Origin of the sequence: Microcoleus sp. Pol12B5 (genome assembly GCF_036701335.1) — a bacterium.
Classification (GTDB): domain Bacteria; phylum Cyanobacteriota; class Cyanobacteriia; order Cyanobacteriales; family Microcoleaceae; genus Microcoleus.
Map to the genome: position 1 here is coordinate 90217 of NZ_JAUBQQ010000010.1, position 12685 is coordinate 102901.

Consider the following 12685-nt stretch of genomic DNA (forward strand, 5'->3'; position numbering starts at 1 on the left):
GTAAGGTGGATAGGTGCTATCAGCCGTAGGCCTACAAACGGCGTGATCGAGCCACCAGACGCATTGAAGTTAAAAGCTTTTTGCTTGCCCGGCATCGAACCGCCCAAAACCAGTCCCAAGTTAAACAGTTTTTTATTCAGAACTCAAAACTTAAAACTCTCTTACTGTAATCAGCCAGATGGATCGGCTGTAGCTGTCCGGCCACAACCACCTTTATGCCCCACGATCGATCGTAATTTATGTCTTCAACTTCTCCCTCTTCTTGGCACACCGTAGCAATTGACCAAACTCTCCAGCAGCTAAGCAGCAACAAAGACGCTGGCTTGAGCAGCCAACAGGTGTCAGAACGCTTACAGCAATACGGCCCCAACGAACTCGAAGAAACAGGAGGCCGCAGTCCGTGGTCGATTTTTGTCGATCAGTTCACCAACATCATGTTGTTGATGCTGATGGGTGTGGCCGTGATTTCGGCTTTTTTGGACATCAGGTCAAATACTTTTCCCAAAGATGCGATCGCCATTTTTGCGATCGTCATACTCAACGGCATTCTCGGCTATTTCCAAGAGCAAAGTGCTGAAAAAGCCCTCGCAGCCCTCAAAAACCTCGCTTCTCCCCTAGTCAGAGTCCTGCGGGACGGCAAAACTTCAGAAATAGCAGCCAAGGAACTCGTACCTGGAGACGTGATGCTGTTGGAGGCTGGGGTAAAAATAGCAGCAGACGCACGCTTGATCGAAACATCAAATCTGCAAGTCAGAGAATCTGCTTTGACGGGAGAAGCTCTAGCAGTTACCAAGCAAGCAGAGCTAGAACTTCCAGAAGATGCTTCCTTGGGCGATCGACTCAACCTGATTTTTCAAGGGACAGAAGTTGTTCAGGGACGAGCAAAGGCGATCGTCACCAACACCGCAATGCAAACTGAACTCGGCAAAATTGCCGCCATGCTTCAGTCAGTAGAAAGCGAACCGACTCCCCTGCAACAGCGGATGGGCCAGTTGGGAAATGTTCTTGTCTCCGGTGCCCTAGCCTTAGTCGCAATTGTCGTCATCGGCGGCATGATTACCTTCCAAAACGGCAGCATCGGGTTGGATACCAGCAGGTGGGAAGAGTTGTTAGAAGTTTCTCTAAGCATGGCTGTGGCTGTGGTTCCCGAAGGGCTCGCAGCAGTCGTGACAGTTACTCTGGCACTCGGAACTAGGCGGATGGTGAAACGAAACGCCCTGATTCGCAAACTGCCTGCGGTAGAAACTTTGGGCTCGGTAACTACCATTTGTTCTGACAAAACAGGTACTCTGACTCAAAATAAAATGGTAGTTCAGCTAGTGTCTACGGGCGACTGCACTGTCGCGGTCGCAGGATCTGGCTATGCCCCGATCGGAGATTTTACCGATCGCCTGACATCGGCCAAAATTAATAATTTAGAGGACTATCCAGAACTTGAATCTTTATTAATTGCCTGTGCAGTTTGCAACGACGCAGTATTGCAACAAGAACAGCAAGAATGGCAGATTTTAGGCGACCCCACAGAAGGAGCTCTGCTGTGTGTAGCGGCAAAAGCAGGCATTTATAAGGAAAAACAGTCTCAATTGCTGCCGCGGACGGCGGAATTTCCTTTTTCTTCGGAACGCAAGCGGATGAGCGTGATTTGCGAAGTGCCGGGTCGATCGGGACATTCGGGATTTCCAGCAGTTGAAGGACAGCAGCCGAATTATTTGATGCTGACCAAAGGTTCTCCAGAGTTGACTTTGGAGCGCTGCAAAGGCATTATAGTCGGCGATCGAGTACAACCTTTAACCCAGGAAATGCGTGATCGCATCCTGGTCGAAAACAACAACATGGCAAGCGGCGGTTTGCGAGTCTTGGGGTTTGCGTACAAACTCTGGGAAAACCTGCCGCCCGAAGGTTCTGAGGAAACCAGCGAACAAGACATGATTTGGCTGGGACTCGTCAGTATGCTGGACGCCCCGCGCCCGGAAGTGCGGGAAGCAGTGAGGAAGTGCCGCAATGCTGGCATTCGGGTGGTGATGATTACAGGAGACCACCAGTTGACTGCAAAAGCCATCGCCTACGATTTAGGTATTGCAACAGAGGGCGATCGAGTTCTCACCGGTCAAGAATTAGAAAAGCTTAGCCAAGAAGAACTCAAACAGCAAGTCGAACAGGTTAGCGTTTACGCCCGCGTCTCCCCCGAACACAAATTGCGGATTGTCCAAGCTTTGCAAAGTTGGGGCAAATTTGTCGCGATGACCGGCGACGGCGTTAACGACGCCCCCGCCTTGAAACAAGCCGATATCGGCATCGCCATGGGGATTACCGGCACCGATGTCAGCAAAGAAGCTAGCGATATGGTGCTTCTCGACGACAACTTCGCAACTATTGTCGCCGCCGCTGAAGAAGGGCGAGTGGTTTATAGCAATATTCGCCGCTTTATTAAGTACATTTTGGGCAGCAACATCGGCGAAGTTTTGACAATTGCGGCCGCACCTTTAATGGGTTTGGGAGGAGTGCCGCTGACGCCGCTCCAAATTTTGTGGATGAACTTAGTAACAGACGGCGTTCCCGCTTTGGCTTTGGCTGTGGAACCGGGGGAACCGAACGTGATGAAAAGGCCTCCTTTCAGTCCGCGAGAAAGTATTTTTGCGCGGGGTTTGGGTTCTTACATGATTCGGATCGGAATTATTTTTGCAATTTTGACGATCGCGATGATGTCTTGGGCTTACGGATATACTCACTCTCCCGGACACGGAGATCCAGATGCTTGGAAAACCATGGTGTTTACAACTCTTTGTTTGGCGCAAATGGGTCACGCGATCGCAATTCGGTCTAACACTCAGCTAACTATCGAGTTAAATCCCTTCACTAATGTTTTTGTGTGGGGGGCTGTGATTGTTACTACTATTCTGCAATTAATGCTGATTTACGTTCCGCCGCTGAGAGCCTTTTTCGGCACTCATTATTTAACGGGGTTTGAGTTGCTAGTTTGCTTCGGTTTCAGCGCTCTGATGTTTGTCTGGATTGAAATGGAAAAACTGTTTGTACGCTTGTACAAATCTCGAAAATAGTGTTAACGGCTGACGGATAGCCAGAAATGTTTTACTATTAGCTAAAGCGATCGTATTTGGCGCTATTTTCAACAACATCCGCCAGGGTTAAAACCCCTGGATAACAGCGAAAGTCATCGCTAAGAAGACTAAATAGATTGTGTCACGACGATTAAATATTTATTACTTCGTTATAATGTCATTGCGAGCGTAACGCTCGGCGAAAAGCGCAATCGTAAAGGCTCGCGGTTGCAAACCTGTAAGGTGCGCCCTGTCCTGTACCCTACGAGGGCTGTATTACCAATTACCGATTACCAATTATCGATTACCAATTACTAATATTATGTATTTGAAAACGCTGCACCTACGGCAGTTTCGGAACTACTTCGATCAAAAGGTAGCCTTTGACGCTCCCAAAACTATTTTAGTAGGAAATAACGCTCAAGGAAAATCTAACTTGTTAGAAGCGGTAGAGTTGCTTTCCACATTAAAAAGTCATAGGGTAGGGCGCGATCGCGATTTAATACTCGACTCAAAGCCGATCGGGCAAATTGATGCTACACTCGAACGTCAAACCGGAGCGATCGACTTAGCTTTAACTCTCCGCTCTGGGGCGCGTCGGACACTGAAGCTCAACGGTGAACCGCTGCGCCGCCATTTAGACTTTTTGAGCGTCTTAAATGTAGTGCAATTTTCTTGTTTGGATTTGGACTTAGTGCGCGGCGGGCCCGAAGGAAGGCGCAATTGGATAGATCGCCTAGTTATCCAGTTAGAACCGATTTACGCTCACATTTTGCAGCAGTACAACCAAATTTTGCGCCAGCGAAACGCTCTGTTGAAACGTTCTAAAGAAATCAGGAAAGCGGAATTTTCCGAAGGTTTTGACAAAATGCGATTTATTGCACCCGAAAGCCCCGAACCGGAAAATACAGAAGACTTACCCATTCCCAATTCCCCATTCCCAATTCCCCATTCCCAATTCCCCATTCCCAGTTCAGAATTAGCTTTGTGGGACGCGCAGTTGGCGACAGCGGGCGCTCGCGTCATCCGCAGGCGCGATCGAATTTTGGAGCGTTTGATGCCTTTAGCTCGAAATTGGCACCGTTCCATTAGCGGTTCAGCAGAAGTTTTAGATGTAAAATACGATGCTAATATTGAAGTAAGTTCAGAATTTATCGCTAAAGATAATCTCGAAGGAGTGCGACAAGCATTTTTAGAGAAAATTCAAAAAAGGGCGATCGCAGAACAGTTTCAAGGAACCACTTTAGTCGGCCCCCACCGCGACGACATTACATTTACAATTAACAATACCCCAGCTCGTCAATACGCATCCCAAGGTCAGCAGCGAACTCTGGTATTAGCATTAAAATTAGCCGAATTGCAGCTTATTGAAGAAGTCGTCGGCGAAGCGCCTTTACTGTTGCTCGACGACGTACTTGCAGAACTCGATCTGAGCCGCCAAAATCAACTTTTAGAAACAATTCAAGAACGATTTCAAACTCTGATTACTACAACTCACTTAGGCGCTTTTGATGCTCAGTGGCTGCGACAAACCCAAATTCTCTCCGTCGTTGCTGGACAAATCAATCGATTTTAGATTTTAGATTTTAGATTTTGGATTGACAAATTTTCTGTTTCATGGTAAAGCTGAAAAAAAGTTGAAAAATTGGCATTATTAGCTCAATTCAAGATAGGATAAAGGTTAATTTTGATTGCCGCTTTCGCTTCCATTTTTCTAAACCTTATGAAGCATTACATTTCCCGTCTGTTAGCCCTGGTATTAGTTGTTGTCATCGGCGTAGCGGGCTGTACCAATGTTCCCGCCACTCTGAGTGGAGATTATGGCCAAGACACATTAGCATTAGTGAAGAGCTTGAGAACAGCGCTCACTTTGCCAGAGGGTACGCCGGAAAAAGCAGCCGCTCAAGCCAAGGCTCGCACAAGTATCAACGATTTTTTTGCTGAATACCGCCGCGATCCCGCTCTTACCAAGCTGGCCTCTTTCACGACAATGCGGACGGCATTAAACTCTTTGGCCGGACATTACAGTTCCTATCCAAACCGTCCTGTTCCTGAAAAATTGAAAAAGCGTCTTGAGTCAGAATTTCAGCAGATTGAAGCTGCTCTTAACAGAGGAGCTTAATCTCAAAATTTAGGAGCGAGGATAAATTTTAATAATTCATCTTGCATCCTTGATATTTGAGTGTTAACAATTTTTAGTAGAAATATCAACTGCTTTTAGCGCCCACTGTATCCAGGCGCTTTTTTATGCAGCATTTAGGGAAAAAATACTGAAAAAGGGTTTAATCGCGGAGTCTTGTCTTACCCGATCGCCCTTATTGGATTTAAATAGCCGCCAGATAGAATTTGCATTGTGCGATCGACTTGTGCCATAACTAAGTCAACCGAAAAAAGTAGAAAATTTGTAGCTGCTTGTTGAGCGCGATCGCAAAAATGCGATCGCCACCCAATTTAAACTAGAAAACCCCATTCAATTCTCCCATGAAAATTGCACCAACTCGCATCGCGAATTTTCAACACCAGCGACGCTTTTTAAGTGCGGTAACTGCTGTTTTAACCAGTAGCTTCATCAGCCAGCTTGTTTGGCCGTTTATCGGAAATCAACCAGCTTTTGCCCAAACATTAGCCTATTGCCAATTATCCCCAGAACAGGTCAATCAAAAAGAAGACTTGCGCCGCGCCGCGCTGTCGGGAAAACCGGAATCTCAGCAAGCATATTTTGCTGTTTTGAACAAACACGCGCGGGAAATAGCAGAATGCCGTAAAAAAACTTGGCCCGAAACCCAAGCAGTTTGGCTGCGTTTGTATCCCTGCGATGTCAGACCCGGAGAACTCGATCGGGTATTAGACAAAGTTGTGAATAAAGGCTACAACCAAGTCTATGTCGAAGTGTTTTACGATGGTCAAGTGCTTCTCCCAGCAGCCGACAATCCTACGGCTTGGCCTTCTGTTGTGAGAAATCGCGGTTACGAGAAATACGACTTGTTAGAAAAGGCGATCGCCAAAGGCAAACAGCGAGGTTTAAAAGTATACGCCTGGTTATTTACCATGAACTTTGGCTATAGCTATTCTCAGCGTCCAGACAGACAGCAAACCCTCGCTATCAACGGTAAAAATCAGACAAGTTTAACAGTAAGTGAAGAGGCAGCAATTAACGAGGACTTCGGAGAAGTTCCGGGCAATCAAGCCTTTATCGATCCCTACAACCCACAAGCACGGCAAGACTATACTTTGTTAGTAAATCAAATAGTCAAGCGCAAGCCGCAAGGAATGTTATTCGACTACATTCGCTATCTAAGGGGCATCGGACCCGCTTCAGTTGCTACCAAAGTTCAAGACTTGTGGATTTACGGCCCAGCATCGCAGCAAGTTCTTTTGCAGCGGGCTAGCAATCAGCAAGGCCGAGATTTAATTCAGCGGTATTTGACTAAAGGATTTATCAATTCTAATGACGTTCAAGCAGTAGTCAAACAGTATCCAACTGAGCGAGAACCTCTTTGGCAGGGCCGAATTCCGCAGGCGATGTCAGTAGCAACTACAGCTACTAGAAGCCAGAATCCCGCATCAAGATCGGCCTCAACAACTCCCGCCGCTAACAAGCCAAACCCTACAACTCCCACACCAAAACCGACACCGACACCGCGGCTTCCCGATACCGGCATTCTGCAAAAAGACCTGTGGAAACTGAGCGTTGCTCACGCAGTCCAAGGGATTTTAGATTTTTTGGGAATAGCAATTCAACCTGCTCAAAGGATGGGAATTCCTGTAGGAGCAGTGTTTTTTCCTACTGCAAATCAAGCGATAAATCAAGGGGGATATGATTCGAGATTGCAGCCTTGGGACACCTTTCCGGCTGCTATAGAATTCCACGCCATGTCTTACGGAAATTGCGGGGATGTAAGCTGCATTGTGCCACAGGTGCAGCGGACAGTAAGTTTAGCGCCTCCGGGAGCAAAAATTATTCCTGCCATTGCTGGAGATTGGGGAAAACCTCTGAAAAATCGGCCGTCTTTGGAGATTCAAATGCGAGCAATTCGCTCGGCGACGCCGCAAATTAATGCGGTAAGTCATTTTGCTTTTGGGTGGCAAGAACCGGAGGATGAAAGGGCACGGCAAACTTGCAGATTCTAGATATATTCCTAGACGCAAAGGGTGTCATCACCTTGTTTTATGGTCGCCGCAAGAGCATGAAAGGGTAGATTTTTGAGCAATAAACCGGGTTATTCTATGGGAATCAGCGGCGAATCACGAGTGATTTGCCTAAGAAAACCCGGTTTTGGCCTAAGTGTTGCTTTAGTCCTATCAACCTTTGGAAAAAAAAATTACCCAACTTTCAAGCTGGCAGAACAATCAGGCATAATTAGATTGTTCAAAATAAATAGTAGACCTGATGAGTGCAAAACTCAATAAAAAATGGGTAATTAAAACCGTTATACTTATCGGATTGAGCCTCACAATTTCCCTGTTGTGGTCAAACAGAAAAACCGCCAATTCAAATCCGTTAATACCGATCGCACCCGTTGAAAATCCGCCGCCCAACCTGCTGAAACCCCCAAAAGTAAAAACACCCCCTTCTCCCTCGGTAACTCCCTCTCCCAAACCTCCCGAACAACCTTTAGTCTTCGCACCGCCCGCGCAATTTCGCAGCCAAATTGTTTATAAAGCCAGTATTAACAACTCAAAAGTTATCGCCCTGACATTTGACGATGGCCCTTCGCCTGAAACTTTGAAAATCTTAGAAGTTTTGCACAAACATAACACAGTAGCTACATTTTTCTGCTTGGGTGCAAATTTGCGGGAGTATCCAGAAATTGCGAAGCGAGTTGTGCAAGCGGGAAATGCGATCGGCAATCATACTTGGCATCACTATTCTCACAATGTTACCGAAAAAACAGCATCCGATGAAATAGATAATACTGTTGTTCATATTTATCGATGGACTGGGGCCAAAAGTTTCTTGTTTCGCCCCCCCGGCGGCCACTTAAATAACGGTTTGGCAAATTACGCTAAAAAGAAAAATTATGTAGTGGTGATGTGGTCGATCGATCCTAAAGACTTTCTGCAACCTCCGGCGGCTGCGATCGCCCTTACCGTGCTATCCCAAGCTTCAACGGGGGCGATCGTATTGTTGCACGACGGCGGCGGAAATCGCCAGCAAACAGTCAAGGCGCTATCTGCAATTATTCCCAAACTCAAACAGCAGGGATATTGTTTTGTCACCGTGCCACAATTGCTGCAAATGCAAGCTGGACAAAAACAGCGAATTGCAAATCAAAAATCCCCATGAACAGACATCTAAGCAAAATTAACTTACTCGGAATTTTATCGCCGTTTATTTGCGTTAATCTGGGGTTAAAAATCCAATTATGCTAAACTTATTAACAACGCTATAAATCATGATAAAATTAATGCAAAAAATTCAATCAAGAGACATCAACCTCCGCTATCTAATTAATAACTTAGGCTTGCAGCGAGTTCGCAACAGTGAATTTTTCCGAGAATGGCAAGAAAACTTACCCGAAGTAACAGACTCAGAAAAACAATTGCTCTATCGCGTCCAAGACATATACTTCAACTTGGTAGACACCCCGCCTGTATTGGAAAATGCAGTCAAGCTAACAATCATCAGCCCCATTTTGTTTATTGCCGATCTCTATGAGTCTCCTTTTCAAGTCAAAGCCGAAAAGTCGATATCCATTCAAGAGGAAGACGAAGGCAAAATCATCGAAGGCAGAATAGATATCCTAATTATGAAAGCAAACTTGTGGGTGACAGTAATTGAATCTAAACAACTTTCGTTTTCAACTGAGGAAGCACTTGCCCAACTCCTGACATATATGCTGGCCGACCCCAATCCTGAAACTCCTACTTTCGGAATGATTTCTACAGGTGCTAACTTCTCTTTTGTGAAGTTAGTCAGAGGGGAAACTCCCCAGTATGCCCGATCTGCTGAATTTGTTATTTCCAATCCCGGCAATGAATTGTACCGAGTTTTGCAGATTTTAAAACGCCTGAGTTAACTTTCAGACTAGCAATAAAAGCCATTTTGAGTTATCTTTCAAAGCAGACAATATCTAATATCTCAAATTTCAAACTGGTGCGAGCATGGTAAATTACTGGATAGTCGGCGCTGTGGCAATAGGTTCTGTCTGCTGGGCAGAAATAATACGAGACTTTTATCACGTCGTGTCCCATTATTGGGCCCCCCTGCAAAAGCTGCACACTTGGCATCACCGCGTTTTCCGCCCGAATTTGACCCCCGTCAGCGAGACAATTTACAAGCAAGCACACTGGCGTCACGACGTGCCCGAAGCTGCGGCGATGATAGTTTTAGGCTTGTTGCTGTGGGTTGTAGCTTATTTTGGGCTGCCGGAATATCACTGGGGCGCAGCAGCGGGTTGTATTTATACTTTAGGCTTTTTGTTGAGCGCGATCGCCCGCGCGATCGGCATCAAAGGTGCAGACGAATTAACCGACATCACCCACCAACCGGGAGACTTCCTGACTCCCCCTGGCAAGTGGTTAGTTAATAAACCTTATCACTGGCGGCACCACTTCGACAATCAAAATGCTTACTATTGCGGTACTTTCACCTTAATAGATAAACTTATGGGTACAGCACTTTCTCTCAAAGGCAAAACTATAGCCGTCACCGGTGCATCGGGAACTTTAGGGCGTTTGCTACTCAAACACCTCCATAAAGCTGGTGCAAAAGTGATCGCCCTCTCATCGGGAAATCAAACAATTACTTTGGATGTAGACGGCGAAAATTTACCTGTAAAAACCGTAACTTGGCAAATAGGTCAAGAGGCAGATTTAGCAGAATTGTTAGAAAAAATCGATATTCTCGTCATCAATCACGGGATTAATGTACACGGAGAAAGAACAGGAGAGGCGATCGCAAACTCCTACGAAATTAACACTTTTTCCGCATGGCGGCTGATGGAACTCTTTTTCTTAACTGTCCGCACTAACGAAAACATCGCTTGCAAAGAAGTCTGGATCAACACTTCAGAAGCAGAAGTAATTCCCGCTGTCAGTCCCCTGTACGAACTCAGCAAGCGCGCCCTAGGAGATTTAGTCACCCTGCGGCGGCTGGACGCGCCCTGCATCGTTCGCAAACTGATTTTAGGGCCATTTAAAAGCAACTTAAACCCGATCGGCATCATGTCTCCCGACTGGGTAGCGCAGCAAGTTGTCAAACAAGCTAAAGCCGATGCCCGGAATATCATCGTGACAATTAATCCCTTGACTTTTATCGTTTTTCCAGTCAAAGAGTTTTTTGTTTCTCTCTACTTCCAAATTTTCAGCCGGAAAGCAGTCTCTTTGACAGATATAGAATTAGAGCGATCGGGCATTGAAGTAATAACTAAGTGATATCAAATCCGGTTAAATCAACCTAATGCTTCTAGGGTTCTAGGTGAAGTACGAATGACTTACGAAGTACGTTCGGGCTTCACCTAGTGAGGGTACAGTAAGAATTGGTATTACTTCTTTCCTAGCAACTCTGCTCTCTTTAGAAGTAGTTTCAGCCTGCTTGGCCACATTTGCTTGAGATTCCAGCGATAACCAACGTATTTCAAATGATTCCAGGGGTTCAGGAAACCTGTATGAAGATTAACAAACTCTGGCTGGGATTTGCCGTTACGGGCAACCACAAAATAGGGTGGTTTGATAGAAGGATCGACGTGATTGAGGGACATGTACTCAATCACGTAAGCCCAGCGGGTTTCCTGCGAAACATTAGGTGTGGTACTGTGAAGTGTAAGCGAGGAAAACAAAACAATATCCCCCGCTTCTGCTTCAATGAAGAGTGGACTGTCAGGAGTTCCATCATACACAGCATAGTTACCTTCAACTTTGTGCGGCAGCCGTTTTTTGTGACTGCCCGGTTGTAACCACAGCCCACCATTTTCGGGGGTCATTCGGGTAAGTGCAATCCACAGTTGATAGTGATTATCCTTAAGGTTGCTATAGCCATTGTCCTGATGCCAAGGAAAGGTTTGTGCTCCTGGTCCTTTTGCTACTGCCTGATCCCACCGCACCCAGAAATTTGAACCAATGAATTGTGCAAGCAGTTCCACAAGTCGGGGTTGAGAGATGAAGTTTTGGATCTTTTCACTGTATTGGAATAGCTGACTGTGAAAAGTTAAGCTTCCTTTATTCAGATTATTGTCAATGTGCTTCGGATCGGCTTCTTTAATATCCTCGATCAGTATTCTCATCTCGGCTTCTGAAAAAAAACCCCGGAGCTTAACATATCCATCTTGATTAAACTGATCGACTAATTTTGTCTGTCCCATCTGCTTTACCTCTTGAATCAAGTTCTCGGTTTTAAACAATGTTTGGGAGAAATTAAAGATTTAGTTAAGTTGTAACGGAGACGAAGAAGTCATAGCAACAATGACTGGTAAACTCGTAACTTTAGAAACCCGCTTTCTGGGAGAAACCGGATTTCTATATCTAAAATTTTTTGCCTGTCAGCTTAATTACTAACCTCAGCCATTTCAATGACGCGACCATCGTAATCTTTGACCAAAAAATTCAGAGGTTTTTCCCGGCGAATTTTATAACTAATGCCGCGAGTTTGTACCCTCATCAATAACTGATCCAAACAATCGCGATCGAAACAAACGTGACGCTGGCGATTTTTTTCCCCTGCACCGGCCCCGCTAATGATGTGCAGTTGGGTATTTTTCATCAACTGATACCACAAACCATCCGGACTCCCCAGCGTTTGAGAGGTCGTTGCCCTCCCGACATTCGGCGACAAATACAGCGGATCGATACCAGTTGTGCCCAAAGTTTGCTCGTAATTGTAGTAGTAGTGCAGTGGCACTTCTGCTACTGGCAAGTTTAGCATACCTTCATAGAACTCCCTCGCTTGTCCGAGATCCGATACCATCACCGTGTGTACCTTCGGAGCACTGGTGAGAAACATCCACATCGCCCCCGCATAGGCAGCCAGCAGCATCACCATAATCCCTTGAGTCGAAAACAAGCTGTCCAGGGGCAGGGACGGCAAAAAAGAGCTCAAGTACAAAGGCCGAAGTCCAAAATTAATAAAACTAACTGCTAGAGTCATGAATTATAAGAAAGGGTAAACAACGAAATTTATCAAGATTGCAGTCGCGATCGCCCGCGAGACTTAAACTATTAGCTTAGCCATCTATGTTAGCAAAAACTAGCGGTTAGGCCCTACCCGATGAAAGTCTTTGTCTACGGCACACTCAAACCGGGGGAATGCAACTACCTCCGCTACTGCGAAGGAAAAGTTGTGGATGCTTGCCCCGCGATCTCCCGCGGTCAAATTTTTGCGCTGCCGATCGGCTATCCTGCGATGATTGCCGGAGATGGCACCGTCTGCGGTTTTCTCCTCTGTTTCGCAAACTCGGCTATTTTGGACGATTTAGACCGACTGGAAGACTATGATCCGTTGCGGGAACCGACACAAAACGAATATCAGCGGCAGGAAATTGAAATCTTCGATCAACACCTCAAACCTTTAGGCATGGCTTGGGCTTACTTCATGTTACCCGATCGCGTTCGTTCCCTAGGAGCCATCTGGCTGCCCGACGGCACGTGGGAAAATCGGTTTTTCGCCAAATAAAGTGGTTAATGCCGAT

Annotated in this window: 10 protein-coding genes; 8 read left to right on the top strand and 2 right to left on the bottom strand. The window is 46.0% G+C overall.

Annotation, left to right across the window (positions count from 1 at the left end; all coding sequences use genetic code 11):
* The first annotated feature begins 239 nt into the window (after window positions 1-239).
* From QUA24_RS08080 to QUA24_RS08110, 7 genes are all read left to right on the top strand, one after another.
* A complete protein-coding gene (locus tag QUA24_RS08080) occupies window positions 240-3059 on the top strand; it encodes a cation-transporting P-type ATPase (protein ID WP_333228685.1) in 2820 nt (939 codons plus the stop codon).
* Window positions 3060-3381: 322 nt separating this feature from the next.
* Window positions 3382-4635 (top strand): DNA replication/repair protein RecF, encoded by a 1254-nt coding sequence (locus QUA24_RS08085; RefSeq protein WP_333228687.1) that lies wholly within the window; start codon window positions 3382-3384, stop codon window positions 4633-4635.
* Between the two features lie 147 nt (window positions 4636-4782).
* Window positions 4783-5181, top strand: a complete 399-nt coding sequence (gene psb27, locus QUA24_RS08090; protein ID WP_333107406.1) for a photosystem II protein Psb27 — start codon at window positions 4783-4785, stop codon at window positions 5179-5181.
* Between the two features lie 359 nt (window positions 5182-5540).
* Window positions 5541-7190, top strand: coding sequence for a family 10 glycosylhydrolase (locus tag QUA24_RS08095; RefSeq protein WP_333228689.1), 1650 nt, complete (start codon window positions 5541-5543; stop codon window positions 7188-7190).
* A gap of 259 nt (window positions 7191-7449) precedes the next feature.
* Window positions 7450-8346, top strand: coding sequence for a polysaccharide deacetylase family protein (locus QUA24_RS08100; RefSeq protein WP_333228691.1), 897 nt, complete (start codon window positions 7450-7452; stop codon window positions 8344-8346).
* Window positions 8347-8467: 121 nt separating this feature from the next.
* Window positions 8468-9079 carry a restriction endonuclease subunit R gene (locus tag QUA24_RS08105; RefSeq protein WP_333228693.1) on the top strand — a complete coding sequence of 204 codons (612 nt, stop codon included), beginning with the start codon at window positions 8468-8470 and terminating at the stop codon, window positions 9077-9079.
* 85 nt (window positions 9080-9164) lie between these two features.
* Window positions 9165-10436, top strand: coding sequence for a bifunctional sterol desaturase/short chain dehydrogenase (locus tag QUA24_RS08110; protein ID WP_333228695.1), 1272 nt, complete (start codon window positions 9165-9167; stop codon window positions 10434-10436).
* A 110-nt stretch (window positions 10437-10546) separates the two neighbouring features.
* Here QUA24_RS08110 and QUA24_RS08115 read toward each other — a convergent pair whose 3' ends face one another.
* Together QUA24_RS08115 and QUA24_RS08120 are read right to left on the bottom strand one after the other, a co-directional pair.
* Window positions 10547-11362 carry a phytanoyl-CoA dioxygenase family protein gene (locus tag QUA24_RS08115; protein WP_333228697.1) on the bottom strand — a complete coding sequence of 272 codons (816 nt, stop codon included), beginning with the start codon at window positions 11360-11362 and terminating at the stop codon, window positions 10547-10549.
* Window positions 11363-11544: 182 nt separating this feature from the next.
* The gene (locus QUA24_RS08120; RefSeq protein ID WP_333214756.1) at window positions 11545-12144 is read right to left on the bottom strand and encodes a glyoxalase-like domain protein; all 600 of its coding nucleotides are present in this window, start codon (window positions 12142-12144) and stop codon (window positions 11545-11547) included.
* A gap of 120 nt (window positions 12145-12264) precedes the next feature.
* On the opposite strand from QUA24_RS08120, the gene QUA24_RS08125 reads away from it, so the two are divergent.
* Window positions 12265-12669 carry a gamma-glutamylcyclotransferase gene (locus tag QUA24_RS08125; RefSeq protein WP_333228699.1) on the top strand — a complete coding sequence of 135 codons (405 nt, stop codon included), beginning with the start codon at window positions 12265-12267 and terminating at the stop codon, window positions 12667-12669.
* Window positions 12670-12685: the final 16 nt, after the last annotated feature.

Bases quoted from the DNA above. Each gene is read 5' to 3' on its own strand.
- QUA24_RS08080 (WP_333228685.1), top strand. From the start codon at position 240: ATGTCTTCAACTTCTCCCTCTTCTTGGCACACCGTAGCAATTGACCAA.
- QUA24_RS08085 (WP_333228687.1), top strand. From the start codon at position 3,382: ATGTATTTGAAAACGCTGCACCTACGGCAGTTTCGGAACTACTTCGAT.
- psb27 (WP_333107406.1), top strand. From the start codon at position 4,783: ATGAAGCATTACATTTCCCGTCTGTTAGCCCTGGTATTAGTTGTTGTC.
- QUA24_RS08095 (WP_333228689.1), top strand. From the start codon at position 5,541: ATGAAAATTGCACCAACTCGCATCGCGAATTTTCAACACCAGCGACGC.
- QUA24_RS08100 (WP_333228691.1), top strand. From the start codon at position 7,450: ATGAGTGCAAAACTCAATAAAAAATGGGTAATTAAAACCGTTATACTT.
- QUA24_RS08105 (WP_333228693.1), top strand. From the start codon at position 8,468: ATGCAAAAAATTCAATCAAGAGACATCAACCTCCGCTATCTAATTAAT.
- QUA24_RS08110 (WP_333228695.1), top strand. From the start codon at position 9,165: ATGGTAAATTACTGGATAGTCGGCGCTGTGGCAATAGGTTCTGTCTGC.
- QUA24_RS08115 (WP_333228697.1), bottom strand. From the start codon at position 11,362: ATGGGACAGACAAAATTAGTCGATCAGTTTAATCAAGATGGATATGTT.
- QUA24_RS08120 (WP_333214756.1), bottom strand. From the start codon at position 12,144: ATGACTCTAGCAGTTAGTTTTATTAATTTTGGACTTCGGCCTTTGTAC.
- QUA24_RS08125 (WP_333228699.1), top strand. From the start codon at position 12,265: ATGAAAGTCTTTGTCTACGGCACACTCAAACCGGGGGAATGCAACTAC.